Source organism: Aminipila sp. (assembly GCF_032051575.1).
Classification (GTDB): Bacteria; Bacillota; Clostridia; order Peptostreptococcales; family Anaerovoracaceae; genus Aminipila.
In genome coordinates, this window is record NZ_DAMBYD010000011.1 from 139,313 (window position 1) to 158,845 (window position 19,533).

Consider the following 19,533-nt stretch of genomic DNA (forward strand, 5'->3'; position numbering starts at 1 on the left):
TGTTAATTTAGAACAATCTCTATATTTAAATGAATCCTAACAATTTTTCTTTTTCATCAATTTCTATTTGCCATCTATTTTCCATGAATTCAAGCAGCTTTAATCCACGTTCTAGTATCTTTTTTTCAGTCCATTCAGAGAACTGTGCCACTTCAATTTCCGAATAAGAACCATTAAAGTAGCCAGCATCTTTTTTATTTCTGTCTTTATGCTTTTTCTTGTAATCAAATCCCTCATTTTGCAATTCAGAATTCTTTGACTGTGAGAGTACCAGTAAATTCCCCAACGAATGCGTATACATTTTCCTTTTCTTGGCTGTAAACTTACCAAACCTCTTCTTCCAATATTCTTTGTTGTCATCCTGCGGATATATATGTTCAACAGTATAAGGCTTTTTTAAAGTTCCCCAATTTACTTTCGAATCACCTTTTGTCTGTTCCTGCAAGTTCAGTTCATATTCAAAAATAAAGTATCGGATTCCGTTCCAACTATAGAATCCTTGTTCTTTCTTAAATTGGTCACTGATATAGTCCATAAATTTATCTATACCAAACCAACCTTCATTAACCCCCTCCTCGTTCTCTCCATCGGTGAGGTAGGAAATATTTTCAATTACATTTTTTATATCCCAATCATTTTCACCAATATAATAGTAATGAGCAACACGGTAAAAGTGATTGTTTTGAGTATTGGTAGGTCTTCTTGTTAGGGAAAATACCAAGAAAACAAAACGTTCACAGGTTTTTAATAATTTCAGTAATACTTCTTGACTTGTCCCCTTAACAATACAGGCCATAATTAATGGCTTAAATGCCCCAAATCCAAAGAAAGTCATCATCATCTAAAGGATTATCCTTATTCTTTCCTAGATATTCGTAAACTGTTTTCCAAACTTCGTTTATATCTCTACGAAGTCTATTCTGTATATCTTCTTCCTCTGTAATAAGTGTTGACAAATATATAAGCCTATTTTTTAATAATTCTAACTTTGATAATGGCTTTCCTCTATTATTCATAGTTTCAAATGTGACGAAAACATCTAGGTCTTCTTCTATTTCATAAAGGTTGAATTTGAGACCGTTTACAATCTTCCTGAAAAGGGTATCAAGCTGTTCAATGTTCATTTTTTTTATCTTTTGTTTGAAAAATTCTTTAGCATCTTGCAAATTTGCGGTATATAATGTTTCCTTAGGGACTTTATCACCTAAACTTGATTTTTGACCCAATATTTCTGTCTTGAAAAATTCATCAGATGGATTATCTTTTTCATATCCAAAAACAAAAGATTTGTATTGATTTCCAGCTTCTTGATATAAGAACTTGTCCTTATGCTTTTTCACGGGATCATAATTAAGCAAATCATTATCGCTAAATTTAGAAATTATAGATTCTAAAAGAATTATTACTGTTGTTAGCCGTTGTTGTCCATCAATTACGTGGTAAGCCTTAAATCCTTTGTCAAACAGCCATAAATCATCTTTCCATTTCTCCTGGTCTTTTACATCTTTTTTATTTATCTGCTCAATTGTAATTAAACCTGTATAATGCTGTTTACCTTCTTTAAGATTTTCTATATCCTCCCAAAAATCCTCAAGCTGTTCATCTTGCCACGCATAACCTCTCTGGTAATCAGGAATACGAAAAAATCTATTATTGAAAATTTCTGTAAGTGTCTGTAATTCTGTATTTGCCATTTGCAATTACCTCCTCATTTTGAGCGATAGAATGTATAATCGATAATTTCACTTTAATCTTACCCCTTAGCCTGACTCATTTCAACAAAATAGTAGTTATTCTTGAAAAATCTTACAGTACGCTTGTTACTTATATATTTTACTTTCAAAAATTCTCTAACCAATAAAAAACACCCCATGTAATGGAGTGATTTTTGATATTGTTACGAATATATCTTCTGTTTTAAGCGTCTAATCTCTCGTCTAGGCCTTTTTTCTTTTGGCTCTGATGATTCCTCTATAATAGCATCGAGGAAATCAACAGTATTGATTCGTTTTGATTTCCTGATGTAGCTATTATTAGTGACTACAATATCGCTGTGTCCAAGTAAATCTGCAACCTTACTTGTGGTTTCTTTCTCAGAATCAGCTAAAGTCGCAAAACTCCGTCTTAGTGAGTGTGTTGTTATTCCGTCAAAGCCCATCTCCTCAAATCTCTTTCCAATTTTTTTGGTGAAGTAATCTGGGTTATATGTTTCACCTCGATCCGAACAAATAATATACCCATGGTTGCCCCAATCACCGTTATATGCAGATTTTTGCCTTTCTTGCCATTCTTTATATTCCTGTAGTTTTTTTAACAGTAATGGATGAATAGTCAACTTTCGTCGAGATTTATCAGTCTTAAGCTTCCCTCTATAGTATCCTTCATCTTTTGTATAGTAAAAACCTTCTTTAAGTTCAAAAAAATACTGTCCTTTAAATTCTTTTATATCCTCCCATCTTAGCCATAGCACTTCACCCCTTCGGGTACCAGTAAACAATTGAATCAAAATTTCAATTTGAGTTTTTATATGATACTTATACAACTTCTTCATCATTTCAAGTAATTCTTCCTGGTCTAAATAGGTAGTTTCTGCAGACTCAAATTTAAAATTTCTGACGTTAGAAATCGGGTTGGATATATAATAATTATCATCCATCGCGGCATTGATAACCGATCGAAAGTAAGAAAAATAATTATATTTTGTCTTACTACTAATAGGCTCTCCATCTTTTGTAGTCTTGTTATTGATAACACCCTTGACCATATCTACAACATCTTTGTTGATGTCTTTCATCCGACAATCGCCAATAAAAGTATTAAGATACTTTAATATGCTTTCATTTGATTCAGCAGTGATACCCCTTACATCCCCCTGGCTCCGCTTTCTTTCTGCCACCTTTTTAGCATACTCTCGGAAAGTCAGTTCAGTTCTTTCGGTCTGGCGCTCAACTTCAAGTTCTTGAAGGATTCTCTTCTTTTCCTTCTCAATAAACGCGTTAAATTTTTTAGGATTGTTTGCAACCGTGATTGGTACAAGTACCGTTTCGGTCCTTTTAATCTGCTTTCTTTTTCCTTGCACGTATTCATAACCAGCAGATGCAGTTATCTTTCTTTTGACTGATTCTTGTTTTTTCATTTCAATCATCCTTTCATAAAAAAATGTGTATACATGGATATACTTCATCGAAAGGATAAAAAACAAGTAAAACGCCCAAAGAGATTAAATTTTATTTAAAATTTAATTTACTTAATACAAGATACCGTAAGCTACCAAATAAGCCACGACAATAAAAAAAACGTTCTCAATTCCTTGAAAACGTTGAATTACATGGTTGCGGAGTCAGGACTTGAACCTGAGGCCTCCGGGTTATGAGCCCGACGAGCTACCAACTGCTCTACCCCGCGATGTCTAGGGTTTCGATATACCCTTTTTAAATTTTCTATTGGTGCCGGAGACCGGGGTCGAACCGGTACGATCGGTAAAGATCGCAGGATTTTAAGTCCTGTGCGTCTGCCAATTCCGCCACTCCGGCGCACCATTGGTCATCAGTTTTGAGCCACTGATTAGCTTTTTTAAACTGGCTCCAAGGGTGGGGCTCGAACCCACAGCCTATCGGTTAACAGCCGAGTGCTCCACCATTGAGCTACCTTGGAACATTTATTTTTATCAGTTCTCGCTGACGACAAGATTAATTATAAGCCAAAATAGCTATATTTGTCAACACCTTTTTTCACTTTTTTTATGTTTTTTACATTTTTACTGTAAACGTTGAAATTTGAGTGTTTTTCCCTATACTAATTATTCATTTTTTTCGTTTTCTAAAATATAAGTTTATAAAATCCTATATAAATCGACAAGTTTACATCATATTTTAATTCATATTTTTTATAAATCAGACTTCACAGTTCAAACATAGACTACCAAATTCTATAAAAGTACTTTAGTATTTTAAAAAAAACATGGTAGCTCTTGTGAAAAAAGCTACCATAAATACTATGATATTCAATTTTGAGAGCACATAGACTTCTCTCTGATAATTTGTTTTCTAATTCCGCCAGTAGAACTAGCCACTTCAAAAATCACTAATTCTGTAAAATTTGTGACTTAATAAGTTCTATTTTCTTACTATATTTTTGCTGGTTTTCTTTATCACCCTGTGCACTATAAATATCAGCTAATTCTTCCATAGTTTCTATGTGGCTAGGATTAAGTGTAAGCACTGTTTTAAGGCAGCTCACAGCTTCATTTAACGCTCCTACCCTTGAATAGGCAACCCCAAGATAATAAGGAAGAGGCCACCATGTTTTAAACTGACTATTTAAATATAAGTCCAATTTATTAATGCCATCCTCATATCTCCCTGCCATAACATCATTACAACCAGCTTCAATTTTTACAGGTCCTTCTAATTGTTGCAGCCGTTCCTTTATTTCTCGCTTATCTTGAGGATTCTTTGATTTCTCAACAAACTGCCTCCAAGTTATGTCTGCCTTAGCATACAAGCCTAAATTTAAATAAGCGTATCCCAAATAATAATAAGCTTGTGCAAAGTCTGGATGTGCTTCTGTAAGCAATTCAAAGTAGTCAATGGACTCCGCTTTAAAATTGCCCACATAATCCTCATTTCCGCCCTTTAGATACATTTCCCTGCAGACTCTGGCATAACTATACATACCGTCCAGATAATCCGGTTTCATACAAAGACATGCTCTAAAATGAATGCAAGCATTATCAAACTCTTGTTTCTCCGCTGCATCCCTGCCTTCCTTCAGCATACCTTCAAATATTTTATGATTATATAATTTTAATAAAAATGCTATGTAATGCTCCGTATACTTAAATTTAGGATTTATGCCCATAATCCATGCCATATTTTCAGCGATATGCAATGTTTTTAGGCCCTGACCTCCTTTAAATTGTTCCACATCCGATTTTCTAAGGGGTATAGGCACACCTTTCATTAGCTCTTTTACACCGGACTTCTCTAAAAAAGCATCTGAAAACTCATCAAACACAAAATCATTTAAAAAACTTTTTAAATACTGACCCACTCTGTCAGGCCTCTTTCTAATGTCCGTTTCAGTATCTGCTCTTTTTACAGGTTGCTTTTTCTCCGTTACGTTTCTCATAACCTCACCTATAGCATTTCCCAGCCCTTTCTATTGAATTTTTTAATTGCATCAGGATTCAATGTACTGCTCATATCAAGTATAAGTAATCGTTGTATTTCTTCTGCTGCTCCAGGAAGGCTTCTATCCTTCCAACAGGCATATTCATAAAAAATACGATATAAATCTTCTTTTTTGTGGGAGCGATTTTGGTACCCCTTTAAATAAAAGAAATATGCTAATTCCTCATAAAAATCGAAAGCTGTTATTTCAAATCGCGCTATAGCGTATTCTAAAGTTTTATAAAATCCCCCCCGATTATAATATAAATCTAAAAGGTTCTCTATCATCTTAAGTCTTGCTATACCCTCGGCTGAAATAAACCGATTTGATATAACCTCATAAGGTGCCACATCCCGGAATACATATTCGTATATATTTTTTTCATCTCTGATTTTCGTACCTTTAAGTAATTTTAAAAAGCCTAATTGAAACTGGTCTGCTCCCAATCCATAAACACCATTAAAGGAATTTACAAAGGATAAATAATCCTCAAAAGGCAGTCCTGCAATTAAGTCCACATGAGTATGTATATTACCAAGCTCAACAATTTTGCTTATATTATCTAAAAGTAGCTTGGTATTTTTGTTTCTGTTTACCGTTTCTAATGTTATTGGATTTAGACTTTGAATTCCAATCTCTACTTGAAACAGACCTTTTCTAGCCCTTCCAAGTAAATTCACAAATTCTTCATCAATAAGTTCTCCACAAATTTCAAAATGGAAATTTGTAATACCATTATCATGTTCAAGAATATATTGAACGATTTCGTTGCACCTATTCCGGTCATAATTAAACGTTCTATCTATAAGTTTAACCTGGTTAACATGTTTAAAAAGGAAAAAGCTTAACTCTTTTTTTACTCTTTCAAGTGGTAATGGTCTAACATGTTTTTCTATAGATGACAAACAATAGCTGCACCTAAAAGGACAGCCTCTAACTGATTCATAATATACAATCTTGTCATCTCTTGGAAGCAAAAAACTATAAGGGAAAGGCACGTTGTCAAAATCCTGCAAGTCTGCAGGCGGATTTACATAGATTTTTCCATTGGATCTATAAATCAATCCTTTGATTTTTTCAAAAGAATTTGTACCAGAAATAATAGCTGCAGCAAAATCTTTAAAAACTTCTTCCCCTTCTCCTACTATTATATAGTCTACATATTTATGTTTTCTTAAAAACTCAATAGCATCATAACTGACTTCAGGTCCACCCAGTAATATTTTTACATCAGGTCTTGCTTTTTTTATTGTCTCAGCTAAATATACAGTCCTTGCAATATTCCAAATGTAGCAGGAAAAACATATTACACTATAACCACCTCTAATAATTTCTGTATATATATAATCTTCATCATTATTAATAGTAAACTCTCTCATATCAATAGAGCGTCTATTTTCAATAGCTGACATATACAGATACTTTAGAGCTAGATTTGAATGAATATATTTAGCATTTAATGTTGTAAGTAATATTTTCATACAAAGTTTCCCTTACTTATAATCTATTTAAATTATAGTGCTCTGAATCTTTCATCCTTAATAAGGTTCGTATTTTCCATGGCCCTTTTAAGCTGATTCATCATTCTTTCCTTATCTTGTGGTAAATCACCTTTTAAGGATACATAATTAGAAGCATGATTGCTTCTAAAGACACATTTTTTAGTGACATTAATATTTTTTAACATTAGTGCAGTTTCTCCGAGCACTTCCTCTGCATTCATTATTTTAAAACGCCCTGCTTTTATTTCATTATATATTGGTGCTGCCGGATCTACCATTAAAGTCAACAATCCTACATAAGAAGGTTCCATCTCTGAAACCATGCTGGCAGTTTCTAAGGCATGCTCTTCCATATGCTCTGGCCCTGCAAGCCCAGAAATAAAGGTAACCGAAGCTTTAATGCCTGCATTTTCTATTTTCTTTACGGCTTCAATAAGTTGTTCTCTTGTAACACCTTTTTTTACAGCTTCAAGTACTTTCGGACTTCCTGATTCGGCACCTATATATATAATTCCTATTCCATTCTCACGCAGCTCTACAAGTTCTTCATGACTCTTTATAAGAACATCTTGCGGAGCCCCATAAACACCAACCCTCTGACATTCTGGAAATAATTTTTTTATACGCTCCAAAATAACCATAAGTTTATTATTGGATAAGCAAAGAGCATCTCCATCTGCTAAAAAAATCTTTTCAACATGTCTGTGATATTTTCTGGCCATTTCCAAGTCTTCCAAAACTTCTTGTACATTTCTGACTCTAAACTGTTTATCCTTAAACATACTGCAGAATGTACATTTATTATGAGTACAGCCAATCGTAACCTGCACAATGAGGCTGTACGCTTCACTAGGGGGTCTGAATATATTTCCTTCGTACCTCATAAAACCTCCATGTTTTAAATTTATTTACATCTTTTCCGGAGCTTTGATTCCTAACAGATATAAACCATTTTTTATCGTATTCTTAGCTGCAATGACCAGTGCTAATTTAGCCAGTTTTTCAGCCTCATCATCTACCAAGATATATTCATCATGATAGAATCTGTTGAAACTCTGAGCAATGTCCACAATATGTCTTGTGAGAACCGATGGCTCATACTTATCTCCAGCTTCCACAATTACCTGAGGGAACTCATAAATAAGCTTAGCTAAATCATAAGCACTATCTGACAGAACATGAGACATATCAAGTGCAGAAACCTTCTTTGCCTTTTCAACAGACGCAACATCAGCTTTTCTAAGAACACTTGCTGCTCTTGCATGTGTATACTGAACATAAGGGCCAGTTTCACCCTCAAAGTTAAGAACTTTATCCCAAGAGAAAACATAATCCTTAATTCTATTATTAGATAGTTCCTGGAACATTACCGCTCCAATACCAACCATCTTCGCTGTTTCATCAATATTATCTGTCGCAACATTTTTTTCTTTTATTATTTCCTTAGTCTGCTCAACAGCTCTGTTTAAAACATCTTCAAGGAATACTACTCTGCCATGTCTTGTAGACATGGTGCCTTCTTCCAGGCTTACAAGACCAAATGGAATGTGTACACAATCCTTAGCCCATTCACAGCCCATCAATTCAACAATCTTAATCCACTGCTGGAAATGAAGATTCTGCTGGGATGCAACAATATATAAGTTCTTATGGAAGTTATAATGTTCTTTTCTGTATACAGCTGCTGCAATATCTCTTGTAATATATAAAGTTGAACCGTCTTTCTTTGTAATAAGCGCTGGTGACATACCGTATTCTTCAAGCTCAACAATATTAGCGCCTTCTGATTCAACTAGCAGCTCCTTATCCTTTAACCAGTCAACAACTCTTCCCATTTTATCAGAATAGAAGCTTTCACCTGCGTAAGAATCAAATGATATGCCCAGCATCTCATAAACTCGACTAAACTCTTTCAAGCTTTCATCTCTGAACCACTGCCAAAGCGCAACCTCCTCCGGTGCTCCATTTTCAAGCTTTGTAAACACAGCTCGCGCGTCATCGTCAAGGCTCGGATCATTTTCAACTTCCACATGGAATTTAGTGTAATACTCTAGTAATGTCTTAATTGGTGATTTAATAACGTCTTCCTTATTGCCCCACTTTCTGTAGGCAACAATCATCTTACCAAACTGAGTGCCATAATCCCCTAAGTGATTAATTCTTACTGTATCATATCCAAGGAAATCATATATTTTATAAATTGAATTACCAATAACAGTACTTCTAATATGTCCAATATGGAATGGCTTTGCTATGTTAGGTGAAGAATACTCTACTATAACTTTCTTTTCTCCTCCAATAGTACTTCTACCATAGTTCTCGCCTTCTGCAACCGCTTCCTTTACAACATCCTCCATGAAGCCTTTTCTTGAAAGGAACATATTTACATAGGCATTAACGCTTTCCACCTTTTCAAAAGCAGCATTTCCTGCAAGCTTGCCAGCAACATCCTTAGCTATTAAAGGGGGCGCTTTTCTAAGCGTCTTCGCTAATTTAAAGCAAGGAAATGCGTAGTCTCCCATCTTTGTGTCTGTAGGAACTTCTACCATTGACATTACTTCTTCAAGAGAAATTCCTTCTACTGCTTCGCAGATTATTTCTGCAACTTTTTTCTTATAATTTATCATTTTTTAATCCTCCAGATTTATTTCCAATTCACTCATAACTTTGATGCCTTTTTCTTTTAAAAAAGCTGCTAAAAATCCATCTCCATCTATTGTCTTACGTGAAAACGTTCCGTCATAAATTTTTCCGCTTCCGCAAGACGGACTATTTGCTTTTAGGATGGCTCCCTCAATTTCTTCACCCAGTTCCTGAGATTTCCGGACAATTTTTTCCCATACTATTTCGGTTCCCCGTAGGAAGGCATCTGTTACATCAGTACCTTCGCAGTTTATGACCCTGCCCTCTGTGATTTCTGCCGGAGGTCTTGGAATCTCTAGGCCACCATCCACTTCAGGACATACTGAAATATAATTATGTTTCTTAGAAAACTCCTTAATCCAGTCGATATAATTATTTCCGCCATTATATCTGCAATTTTCTCCCAATAAGCATCCACTTATTATATACATATCGTAATTCCTTTTCAAAATTCTCAATTGGAAATTATTTAAGTTTCACAACAGTAACACCGTCGCCACCTTCGTTAAAAGCACCTTTTCTAAATGATTCTACATGCTTATGCCGCTTGAACATATCCTGCAGACCACTTCGAAGGATTCCTTCTCCCCTGCCATGTATTATAGTTACTTCTTTCAAACCTGCCATATATGCATCATCCAAGTATTTGTCTACATCCATCACAGCATCTTCCAGATTTCTTCCTCTCACATTTATGGATAAAGAAACACTTTCAGCTTTAGATTTATACAGACTTCCATATTTGGTCCTGTTCACTGATGGCTTTTTCTTTTTAGTTCCATCATTAATAAGCATTAGATTTTTAACATTAACATTTGCCTTGAGCATTCCTACCTGAACAAACATATCGCCTTTATCATCTGGCAGAGAAATAATTTCTCCATTTTGCCCTAAAGTTAAGACCTTAACCCTGTCTCCAATTTTTAATTTGTCAACAGTCACAGGATTATAATTTTCAGGAACCTGAATGGTTTCTCTATACTTTGAGTCTGCTTCTTTAATTCGCCGCTTGCTTTCAGAAAGTCTTGCATGTCTTTCTGCCATAGAATCCATTTTATCCAAATCTTTAAGTTGCTTTTGAGTTTCCTCTGCGACTTCTTTCGCTTCTTTGAGAATATCTCTAGCGTCTTCTTTTGCTTTAGCCAGAATTTTTTCTTTTTGTTCTTCCAGCTTTTTAATTTTTTTATCTAACTCTTCTTTTTGCCGCTTCATTTCAAGGTTTATAAAAATAGCTTCATCTCTCTCCGCTTCGGCCAGTTTTTTATCTTCCTCAATTGAACTGATTACATTTTCAAATTCAATATCACCTTTATCCAATAACGTTCTTGCTTTTTCTATAATTTCAATTGGAAGTCCAAGCTTTTCTGATATCTCAAAAGCATTAGATTTTCCTGGAATACCTATTGTCAATTTGTAAGTCGGACTTAAAGTCTCAACATTAAATTCCATAGACGCATTCTGTACTCCATTTGTTTCAATGGCATATTTCTTAAGTTCTGTGTAATGGGTAGTTGCAATAGTATGAGCTCCTTTTTTATTTAAATCTTCTAACACTGCAATTGCAAGAGCCGCGCCCTCTGTAGGATCCGTACCTGCCCCCAGTTCATCTACTAGTACCAAGGTATTACGGTCAGCGCTGGAAACGATATTCACAATGTTGTTCATATGTGATGAAAAAGTACTTAAGCTCTGTTCTATGCTCTGCTCATCGCCTATATCTGCATAAATCTTTCTAAATACTGGCATTACCGTTCCAGATCCTGCAGGAATATGCAGGCCAGTTTGAGCCATCATAGCAAGCAGCCCTACTGTCTTTAAGGTTACCGTTTTACCACCCGTATTAGGTCCTGTTATAACCAATGTATCATAATTTATCCCAATAGATACGTTGATTGGTACAACTTTTTCTACATTTAGCAAAGGGTGTCTTCCATTTTTTATATCTAGCTCTCCAGTATCATTAATTTGGGCCTCACTTCCATGATATTGAACACTCAGTTTACCTTTAGCAAATATAAAATCTAACTTTACTAATAGTTCCTGATTATTTATAATTTCATGGAAATGCTCCGCAACATTTCCTGACAGTTCCGCCAGAATTCTTTGTATTTCCTTCTTTTCTGCCAGCTCAAGCTCCGTGAGTTCATTATTTAAATTGACAATTGCCTGTGGCTCTATAAATAGTGTAGCTCCTGTTGCTGACTGATCATGAACAATACCCGGGAACTTAGTCTTATGCTCCAGTTTAACTGGAATTACATATCTTCCCTGTCTCATAGTCACAATAGAATCCTGTAAAAGAGTCTTGTTATCTGATGAACTTAATATATGATTAAGTTTTGCTTTTACTGCTTCATTTTGTCTGACTATACTCCTGCGAATCTGTTTTAGTTCAGAGCTAGCATTATCTGACATTTCATCTTCAGAGATTATGCATCTATCAATATTGTCCTCTAATCTTTTCTGAATGGAAAGTAATTCTGACATTTCGTGAATAATTGGGAGTTTTGGTAAATCTGCCTTTAAAAAAGTAACAACATTTCTTGCCACATGCAGATTGTAAAGCACCTCCAAAAGCTGTTTCATAGTCAGAGTGCCACCTTTTCGTGCCAAATGAAGACTGTTTTCAATATCATAAAAGCTGCCTAGCGGCAATGCTCCTTTATGCACAATAACGGAAACCGCTTCCGAGGTTTCCGCTAGTAATTCTTTAATTAAGTACACGTCAACTAAAGGCTTAAGCTCTGAAATAATTTTCTTAGTCATTTCAGAGGCTGCCTCAGCTTTCAGTTTCTCAATTATTTTATTATATTCAAGTACTCTATATGTTTTTTCATTCATTGGTTTTTATTCCATCTTCTTTTTATAGCGATCGAGTTCTCCTTTTAACTGAATGTTTTCCATCTGGATGTCAAAGAAACTGCTTTCTAAGTCCTTATACTTTGCTTCAAGTTCGTTAACCATATCGCTGGAAGATTCCATAATCTGTCCCTCTATTTTAGCCGAATCTTCTTTTAGTTTCTTTACCTCAGTATCCTTTTCTTCCACTAATTTCTGCAAGTCTGCAAGCTGAGTTTCAAAGCTTTTGCTTAATTGCTCTTTTTGGCTATTCAGTTCTTTTATTTCTTCCAGCTGCTGTATATGACTCTTTTTGGCTTCTTCCCAGAGTTGCGTATAATGCTCTGTATCCTTTTCAGCCTGTGCATTAGTTACTTCTAAATGTTGAAATCTTTCTAAAGCACTAAAGTAGTCATCTGCCATATTTACTGCTGAAAGTACCGCAATGGAGGATATTGGGCCAGAATTTAATGCTTGGGAGATTTCCTTCATCTTAACGTCAACATAATCTGCAACCTTTATTATATGTTCTCTGGACTTACTTCCCATAATAGTATATTCCTGACCGAAAATCTTTACGGTTACTTTGTTATTCTCCATTTTTTATTTCCCCCTTGCAACTAAAATTACATTTCTCTTAGGACTGCATCCAGTTCATTCTTAAGTGCTTCTAACACCTTATTGTGAACCTTTGCAACTTCTTCATCCGTTAAAGTCATTGCATCAGATCTGTAAGTAAGATTAAACGCAGCACTCTTTTTACCTTCTGCTACCTGCTTACCTCTGTATACATCAAACAACTCAACTTTTTCTAAGATTCTTCCGCCATTTGCCTTTATAATCTCTCTGATTTTCCCAACTGGAACAGCTTCATCTACAAGAAGCGCTATATCCCTTGAAGTAGAAGGATATTTTGGTAATGGCTTATATACTGTATTTCTGTCCGCCTTACTCAAAACATTATCAAAGAATAATTCACAAACATAGCAGCGAGTTGCAATTCCATATTTTTCTGTAACGTCTGGATGAACTTCTCCCATTATACCAAGTTCCATATCATCCAAAACTATTCTTGCACATCTGCCGGGGTGGTATACACCATACTCACTTTCGCTCTCAAATGTTATATCTGTTATTCCAAGTACATTTAGCAGCTCAACAGCCATTCCCTTTAATGTATAGAAGGTTTCCTCCTTACCATAAATACCAATGCACATTGAATATGATTCTTCTGGCAGTTGGTCAGGGTCTGCTGGGTTCGCCATAAATGTATTACCTAATTCAAATGCTCTTACCGCATCTATATTTCTTCTATAATTTGTACCTAGTACCTCCATCATATTAGGAGTTAAAATTGTACGCATTACAGATGTTTCTTCCCCTAAAGGATTTAATAGTTTAACAAAGCTTCTCTCCCAAGAGTCTTCATCTATTCTCACATTGTCCACACTCTTTGGACTGCAGAAAGAATAGGTCTGGATTTCGTTAGCACCTAGAGCGCACATGGTATCTCTTGCAAGATCTTTAAGGGTTCTTTCCGTTGATTTACAAGCCTCCGTATCACTCTTTGGTAATGTAACTGGAAGCTTGTCATATCCATACATTCTTGCTACTTCTTCTATATAATCTTCTTCTATCTCAAGATCCTGACGAATGGTAGGTGGTGTAACTGTCATAATATTGCCTTCACCAGCTACCTTCATTTCAAGTCTTTCAAAGATTTCTGCCATGTCCTCACGTTTCAGTTCAATACCTAAAACCTTATTAATTCTATCTACTCTGACCTCTAAAGTTTTAGGAGTCTCAACTGTAGGATACACATCTACGCTGCCTTTGCATACAATTCCAGCCCCTAATATCTCAATTAGTCTGCATACTCTGTCTGCAGCAGCTTCACAAAGATTTGGATCTATCCCTTTTTCAAATCTTGAAGAAGCTTCTGTACGAAGTCCTAACTTCTTTGAAGTTGCTCTAATATTATCACCGTTGAAGTTTGCAGATTCTATTAAAATAGTTGTCGTATCTGATTCTATTTCTGAGTTCATACCACCCATAACACCAGCAATAGCCACACCCTTCTTGCCGTCCTTAATTAAAAGCATATCTTTAGTCAGCTTTCTTTCTGTTCCGTCAAGAGTAGTGAAAATTTCGCCATCCTCCGCAGTATCTACTATTATCTTATTTTCTTCAACCCTTCTTATGTCAAACGCATGTAAAGGCTGACCATATTCAAGCATTACAAAGTTTGTAATGTCTACGATATTGTTTATAGGTCTCATGCCTGCTGCAATAAGCCTCTTCTGAAGCCACCAAGGAGATTGCGCGATTTTTACATCAGTCACAATTCTTGCAGCATATCTCTTACAAAGCTCTGGCTTTTTTATTTCAACACGAATGTAATCTGCCGCATCTCCCTGTTCGTTCATACATGTTGTATCTGGATAATGAAGTTCTTCTTTAAATGTAGCAGCCGTTTCTCTAGCCATGCCAATCATGGAAAGGCAGTCAGGTCGATTTGGTGTTATTTCAAAGTCTACTACCGCCATCTTTAGTCCTAAAGCTTCTGTTATCTCCTGACCTATAGTATAACCTTCTCCAAGAATCCAAATACCTTCTTTATGAGCTACTGGAATGACCTTATCTTCAAAACCCAGTTCTCCTGCTGAACAAAGCATTCCAAAGGATTCAACACCTCTAAGTTTGCCTTTTTTAATCTTAACTCCGCCCTCTTGCTTTGGCTGTCCATGCAGTGGCCCAGGAATTGTACTCCCGTGCAGTGCTACTGGTACATATGCACCTTCAAAAACATTTGATGCTCCGGTAACTATTTGTACTGGTTCATCCTGACCAACTTCAAGCTGGCAAATAACAAGCTTATCCGCATCAGGATGCCTGTCAATTTTTAAAATTTTACCAACAACTACTTTATCGGTGTTTTCACCAAAATATTCTACAGACTCAAGATTTGAGCCTGACATAATCATTCTATCGCAGAATTCATCTACGCTTACATTGGCATCTGTATAATCTTTAAGCCACTCTACTGGAACTAACATCTATGGCACCTCCTATTTGAACTGGTTGATGAATCTCATATCATTTTCATAGAAATTTCTTATATCATCAACTCCGTATTTAAGCATTGCAATTCTTTCTACACCCATACCAAAAGCGAATCCTGTATACTTTTCAGTATCAATCTTTCCAACTTTAAGTACGTTTGGATGTACCATACCACAACCTAGAATTTCAATCCATCCACTTCCTTTGCAAACATTACAGCCTTTACCTCCACACTTAAAGCATGAAACGTCCATTTCTGCACTAGGTTCTGTAAATGGGAAATGATGTGGTCTGAATTTTGTTTTAGCATCTGACCCAAACATCTGCTTTGCAAAGCTATCTAAAGTGCCTTTTAAGTCTGCCATAGTTATTCCTTCATCCACCACAAGTCCTTCAATCTGATGGAACATTGGTGAATGGGTAGCATCTGGAGTATCACATCTGAAACATCTACCAGGTGAAATAATCTTAATTGGAGGCTTCTGCTTCATAAGAGTCCTCGCCTGTACCGGTGAAGTCTGTGTTCTAAGCAATGTATCCTCTGTAATATAGAAAGTATCTGAAAAATCTCTGGCAGGATGATTAGGTCCTGCATTTAAAGCATCAAAGTTATTAAAAACAGTCTCAACTTCTGGACCTTCAGCAATTGAAAATCCCATAGACATAAATACCTTTGAAATTTCTTCTATAGTAATAGTAATTGGATGTTTTACACCTAGGTTATACTTAACTCCAGGTTCAGTCACATCAATGGTCTCAAATCTGAACTTTTCCTGTCTTGCGGCTTCTTTTACCATAGCAAATTTTTCTTCAAGTAAAGCTTCAACCTCTGCTCTAACACTGTTTGCGGCTGCTCCAAGAGCTTTTCTGTCTTCCGGAGCCAATTTACCCATGGATTTCAGAATGTCAGTCAATTCACCCTTCTTACCAAGAACTTTAACTCTAATTTCTTCTGTTTCAACTTGTGAGGAAGCTTTTTTTATTTGTTCTTTTGCTTCCTGCAAAATCCTACTTAATTGAGTCTGCATTTTTTAATCCTCTCTATATCTTATTCTTATATCATATCTAAATATTTATATATTACTCAGTGCCTCATAGCCTCATACATAAGTATCGCAGCAGCCACTGATGCATTTAACGATTCTATCAACCCTGTCATGGGAATCTTTATAATCTCATCAGACTGTTCCTTGAACTCTTGACAAATACCATTTCCCTCGTTTCCTATGACCAATCCAATGTTTTTCTTTAAATCAACTTGATAATAGTACTTTTGTGTTTCAAATCCAGTACTTATCACCCGTTTATCATACCGCTTTAAAATCTCTAGTGCATGATTTGGTGTGTCAATAAACAGTATGGGCATTCTAAAAAGAGAACCTGTACAGGCCCTTACAACCTTAGGTGAAAAGATGTCTACAGTACCTTTTAGTACCATAATCCCATTGTACCCTGCTGCATCGGCAGTTCTTATAATAGTTCCAACATTACCTGGGTCCTGCAATCTATCTAGAACCAAAATGTTCCCACTACCCTCTTTTGGATAACCAAAGAACTCTCCTACGGTAAAAGTAAATTTATCAACTATCCCCAAAATACCTTGCGAGTTCTCTGTCTGAGCTAGTTTATGAAATAATTTTTCTTCAAAAACCAGTATCCTATCTTGATCTGGTTTACCAATCTCAATAGTATATTTTTTACAAAGCTCTATGATTTCAAGGCTTTGGAGACTTGATTCATCTATAATTAGAAAATCGGGCACTACATTATTTTTTAGCGCTTCTTCAATAAGATTAGGGCCTTCTATAATATATTTTCCTAACTTATCTCTATGTTTTCTATTTTCTAGCTGCAAGCACATTTTAAATATTTTGTTGTCCTGTGAAACAATTTTTTTCATAAATCACCCAAAATATATTTTTTTCATATTCCATTAACCAAAGAAAAAGCCGGTTGTTATACCGGCTTTCTGCTAATTATTCTAAAAACCATTTCTTTCTCTATTCAAAAAAGACGGTATCACAAAGTCAGAATTATCTCCTGACAACAAGTCATCTTCTTTGTTCACAGCCTCAGCGCTTTCTGCTGCATTTTCCTGCTCTGCTGACTGCGTAGCAGGTTTAAATAAGCCGGCAGCCACTTCACTAGGTCTTTGCTCAAAACCAGTTGCTATAACTGTAACCAAGATTTCATCCTGAAGATCTTCCTTGATGGATGCACCGAAGATAACAATTGCATCTTCTCCAGCTGCATCCTCAATTTGAGCTGCCGCCTGACTGACTTCCAGCATGCCCATGTCATATCCACCCATGATGTTAAGTATAATAGCCTTGGCCCCATCAATTGAAGTTTCAAGAAGCGGACTCTCGATAGCATTTTTAACAGCTTCTTCAACTCTTTTATCACCAGCGGCTCTTCCAACACCCATATGAGCAATTCCTCTATCACTCATAACAGTCTTAACGTCAGCAAAGTCTAAGTTGATCAGACCAGCTTCAGCAATAAGGTCTGAGATTCCTTGTACGCCCTGCTTTAACACTTCATCAGCCATACTAAACGCCTGAAGCATGGATGTGTTCTTTTCAGCCACTTGAAGTAGCCTGTCATTTGGAACTACAACAAGAGAATCCACATATTTTTTTAAAAGACTTATCCCTAAATCAGCATGTTGTCTTCTTCTTTTACCTTCAAAAGTAAAAGGCTTTGTAACCACCCCTACTGTCAGAATATCCATGTCTTTTGCGATTTTTGCAATTACTGGTGCGGCACCAGTACCTGTGCCACCGCCCATACCAGCTGTAATAAAAACCATATCAGAACCCTGAATAAATTTTGAAATGTCATCAATATTTTCTTCAGCGGCTTTTTGTCCAATTTCCGGATTAGCTCCTGCCCCAAGTCCCTTTGTAAGCTTTTCACCAATCTGAATTTTTGTTTCTGCCAAGCTTCCTACTAAAGCCTGCTTGTCCGTATTAACAGCCATATAAGTAACGCCCTTTAGGCCTTGTTCAATCATTCGATTTACAGCATTGCAGCCACCGCCGCCAACACCTATAACCTTTATCTGGGCAGCATTTTGTTCATTTACCTCAAACTGCAGCATTATAAAGTAACCTCCTGTCACTATAGCACAAAATTAAAATACATATTAATGGTTTATTATATCATGAATAATGTATGTTTGCACTACTATTCCTCAATATTTTGATTATTTTTTAGTTCACTTTTTCGAGTTTTTCTTTCAAAGTATTTATCGATAGCAAGTCTTCTTAAAACAGCTAAATTATTGAACAGTCTGCCCCCAAAAACGAATATTGCAGCAAAATATAATGGTACACCCAATTTATCACCTATATATGTCAAAACCATAGCCAGCAAAGCATTGGTAATAAAACCTGATATGAAAATAAAATTATTATATTTTTCCTCCATCATGGAACGGGTTGCCCCTACGATAGAGTCCATGGCTGCCAGAAGTCCCATTGTAATATAAAAGGAATATTCTGCTGGATACGATATATCTAGGCCAAACCCTAATGCCAGGCCAAGTGCCAGGCCTATTACCACTGCAAAAATCAATTTGTTTCCTCCTTTTGAAGCTTATTCATATATTTGTAAACATAATCCTTCGAAACAGCGTCAATTGTAAGGTCATCCTTTAACCTTACTTCAAACTGAACACCCCAGTTTTTTAGAGATGTACCATATCCATCTGGATCCACAAGAGCCGCTGCCATTCTTTTTCCATCCCCTATAGCCTTTATTTTAAAAGGTCTGGCATAAACTTCCCCATTTATTCTGACCGTATATCCAGAACAGGAAATTGCTGTATTTGCTGTAATTCTTTGTCCATTTACAGATACAGCTTCTGCCCCGCAACGATTTAATTCATTTATTATCATAATAATGTCTGAATCATGCACAAGTAAGTTATTTACGCTTTCTCCATAAGAAAGTTCTCTGGTTCCATCATCAATTACTACTTCCACACCATTTCCCTTAACCGCTTCTTTACCACTTGCGATTTTATATTTTTCCTTTTCATTTATAAGGCTTAGCCGAAATTCCTCTTCTGACTGTCCATCAGACTGGTTATCCTTTTCATAATTTTCAAGCTTAGTCTTAGTTTCAACAATCAGATCTTGTAATTTTTTTATTTCTTCCTTTTCACTATTAATAGTGATCTTATAATCCTCAATAGTTTTCGGCGATACATATAGTCGCTCTCCATCACTGACCTTCATCTGGCAGGCCAACCCAATCCCGATTAAAGTGCAAATGACAAATGTAATCAAAACCATTTTCTTTTTCATAC

Annotated in this window: 16 protein-coding genes and 3 tRNA genes; all 19 read right to left on the reverse strand. The window is 35.9% G+C overall.

Annotation, left to right across the window (positions count from 1 at the left end; translation table 11 throughout):
• Positions 1 to 25 precede the first annotated feature (25 nt).
• Positions 26 to 841, reverse strand: coding sequence for an HNH endonuclease family protein (locus RTW14_RS15355; protein ID WP_312653004.1), 816 nt, complete (start codon positions 839 to 841; stop codon positions 26 to 28).
• Positions 807 to 1,694, reverse strand: coding sequence for a DUF262 domain-containing protein (locus tag RTW14_RS15360; protein WP_312653006.1), 888 nt, complete (start codon positions 1,692 to 1,694; stop codon positions 807 to 809). The genes RTW14_RS15355 and RTW14_RS15360 overlap by 35 nt, the downstream gene beginning before the upstream one ends.
• Before the next feature lie 203 nt (positions 1,695 to 1,897).
• Positions 1,898 to 3,136 carry a site-specific integrase gene (locus RTW14_RS15365; RefSeq protein WP_312653008.1) on the reverse strand — a complete coding sequence of 413 codons (1,239 nt, stop codon included), beginning with the start codon at positions 3,134 to 3,136 and terminating at the stop codon, positions 1,898 to 1,900.
• A gap of 193 nt (positions 3,137 to 3,329) precedes the next feature.
• Positions 3,330 to 3,405 (reverse strand) — tRNA-Met (locus RTW14_RS15370).
• A gap of 39 nt (positions 3,406 to 3,444) precedes the next feature.
• A tRNA-Leu gene (locus RTW14_RS15375) sits at positions 3,445 to 3,533 on the reverse strand.
• A gap of 46 nt (positions 3,534 to 3,579) precedes the next feature.
• Positions 3,580 to 3,654 (reverse strand) — tRNA-Asn (locus tag RTW14_RS15380).
• 429 nt (positions 3,655 to 4,083) lie between these two features.
• On the reverse strand, positions 4,084 to 5,130 hold the full coding sequence (locus RTW14_RS15385; protein WP_312653012.1) for a tetratricopeptide repeat protein: 1,047 nt from the start codon (positions 5,128 to 5,130) through the stop codon (positions 4,084 to 4,086).
• A gap of 8 nt (positions 5,131 to 5,138) precedes the next feature.
• The gene (locus RTW14_RS15390; protein WP_312653014.1) at positions 5,139 to 6,653 is read right to left on the reverse strand and encodes a B12-binding domain-containing radical SAM protein; all 1,515 of its coding nucleotides are present in this window, start codon (positions 6,651 to 6,653) and stop codon (positions 5,139 to 5,141) included.
• A 32-nt stretch (positions 6,654 to 6,685) separates the two neighbouring features.
• Complete coding sequence (locus tag RTW14_RS15395; RefSeq protein WP_312653016.1) at positions 6,686 to 7,558, reverse strand: radical SAM protein; 873 nt, start codon at positions 7,556 to 7,558, stop codon at positions 6,686 to 6,688.
• A gap of 24 nt (positions 7,559 to 7,582) precedes the next feature.
• On the reverse strand, positions 7,583 to 9,301 hold the full coding sequence (argS, locus tag RTW14_RS15400) for an arginine--tRNA ligase (protein WP_312653018.1): 1,719 nt from the start codon (positions 9,299 to 9,301) through the stop codon (positions 7,583 to 7,585).
• Positions 9,302 to 9,304: 3 nt separating this feature from the next.
• Positions 9,305 to 9,748 carry a DUF523 domain-containing protein gene (locus RTW14_RS15405; protein WP_312653021.1) on the reverse strand — a complete coding sequence of 148 codons (444 nt, stop codon included), beginning with the start codon at positions 9,746 to 9,748 and terminating at the stop codon, positions 9,305 to 9,307.
• A 34-nt stretch (positions 9,749 to 9,782) separates the two neighbouring features.
• On the reverse strand, positions 9,783 to 12,158 hold the full coding sequence (locus RTW14_RS15410) for an endonuclease MutS2 (protein WP_312653023.1): 2,376 nt from the start codon (positions 12,156 to 12,158) through the stop codon (positions 9,783 to 9,785).
• A 6-nt stretch (positions 12,159 to 12,164) separates the two neighbouring features.
• Positions 12,165 to 12,755 (reverse strand): cell division protein ZapA, encoded by a 591-nt coding sequence (gene zapA, locus RTW14_RS15415; RefSeq protein ID WP_312653025.1) that lies wholly within the window; start codon positions 12,753 to 12,755, stop codon positions 12,165 to 12,167.
• A 26-nt stretch (positions 12,756 to 12,781) separates the two neighbouring features.
• Positions 12,782 to 15,211, reverse strand: coding sequence for a phenylalanine--tRNA ligase subunit beta (gene pheT / locus RTW14_RS15420; protein ID WP_312653027.1), 2,430 nt, complete (start codon positions 15,209 to 15,211; stop codon positions 12,782 to 12,784).
• Positions 15,212 to 15,223: 12 nt separating this feature from the next.
• On the reverse strand, positions 15,224 to 16,246 hold the full coding sequence (gene pheS, locus RTW14_RS15425; RefSeq protein ID WP_312653029.1) for a phenylalanine--tRNA ligase subunit alpha: 1,023 nt from the start codon (positions 16,244 to 16,246) through the stop codon (positions 15,224 to 15,226).
• Positions 16,247 to 16,302: 56 nt separating this feature from the next.
• A complete protein-coding gene (locus tag RTW14_RS15430) occupies positions 16,303 to 17,118 on the reverse strand; it encodes a TrmH family RNA methyltransferase (RefSeq protein WP_312653031.1) in 816 nt (271 codons plus the stop codon).
• Between the two features lie 81 nt (positions 17,119 to 17,199).
• A complete protein-coding gene (gene ftsZ, locus RTW14_RS15435) occupies positions 17,200 to 18,321 on the reverse strand; it encodes a cell division protein FtsZ (RefSeq protein ID WP_312653033.1) in 1,122 nt (373 codons plus the stop codon).
• A gap of 86 nt (positions 18,322 to 18,407) precedes the next feature.
• On the reverse strand, positions 18,408 to 18,797 hold the full coding sequence (locus tag RTW14_RS15440; protein WP_312653035.1) for a small basic family protein: 390 nt from the start codon (positions 18,795 to 18,797) through the stop codon (positions 18,408 to 18,410).
• Positions 18,794 to 19,531, reverse strand: a complete 738-nt coding sequence (locus tag RTW14_RS15445; protein WP_312653037.1) for a DUF881 domain-containing protein — start codon at positions 19,529 to 19,531, stop codon at positions 18,794 to 18,796. Before RTW14_RS15445 ends, RTW14_RS15440 begins: the two co-directional genes overlap by 4 nt.
• Between the last annotated feature and the right edge of the window lie 2 nt (positions 19,532 to 19,533).

Bases quoted from the DNA above. Each gene is read 5' to 3' on its own strand.
- RTW14_RS15355 (WP_312653004.1), bottom strand. From the start codon at position 841: ATGATGATGACTTTCTTTGGATTTGGGGCATTTAAGCCATTAATTATG.
- RTW14_RS15360 (WP_312653006.1), bottom strand. From the start codon at position 1,694: ATGGCAAATACAGAATTACAGACACTTACAGAAATTTTCAATAATAGA.
- RTW14_RS15365 (WP_312653008.1), bottom strand. From the start codon at position 3,136: ATGAAAAAACAAGAATCAGTCAAAAGAAAGATAACTGCATCTGCTGGT.
- RTW14_RS15385 (WP_312653012.1), bottom strand. From the start codon at position 5,130: ATGAGAAACGTAACGGAGAAAAAGCAACCTGTAAAAAGAGCAGATACT.
- RTW14_RS15390 (WP_312653014.1), bottom strand. From the start codon at position 6,653: ATGAAAATATTACTTACAACATTAAATGCTAAATATATTCATTCAAAT.
- RTW14_RS15395 (WP_312653016.1), bottom strand. From the start codon at position 7,558: ATGAGGTACGAAGGAAATATATTCAGACCCCCTAGTGAAGCGTACAGC.
- argS (WP_312653018.1), bottom strand. From the start codon at position 9,301: ATGATAAATTATAAGAAAAAAGTTGCAGAAATAATCTGCGAAGCAGTA.
- RTW14_RS15405 (WP_312653021.1), bottom strand. From the start codon at position 9,748: ATGTATATAATAAGTGGATGCTTATTGGGAGAAAATTGCAGATATAAT.
- RTW14_RS15410 (WP_312653023.1), bottom strand. From the start codon at position 12,158: ATGAATGAAAAAACATATAGAGTACTTGAATATAATAAAATAATTGAG.
- zapA (WP_312653025.1), bottom strand. From the start codon at position 12,755: ATGGAGAATAACAAAGTAACCGTAAAGATTTTCGGTCAGGAATATACT.
- pheT (WP_312653027.1), bottom strand. From the start codon at position 15,211: ATGTTAGTTCCAGTAGAGTGGCTTAAAGATTATACAGATGCCAATGTA.
- pheS (WP_312653029.1), bottom strand. From the start codon at position 16,246: ATGCAGACTCAATTAAGTAGGATTTTGCAGGAAGCAAAAGAACAAATA.
- RTW14_RS15430 (WP_312653031.1), bottom strand. From the start codon at position 17,118: ATGAAAAAAATTGTTTCACAGGACAACAAAATATTTAAAATGTGCTTG.
- ftsZ (WP_312653033.1), bottom strand. From the start codon at position 18,321: ATGCTGCAGTTTGAGGTAAATGAACAAAATGCTGCCCAGATAAAGGTT.
- RTW14_RS15445 (WP_312653037.1), bottom strand. From the start codon at position 19,531: ATGAAAAAGAAAATGGTTTTGATTACATTTGTCATTTGCACTTTAATC.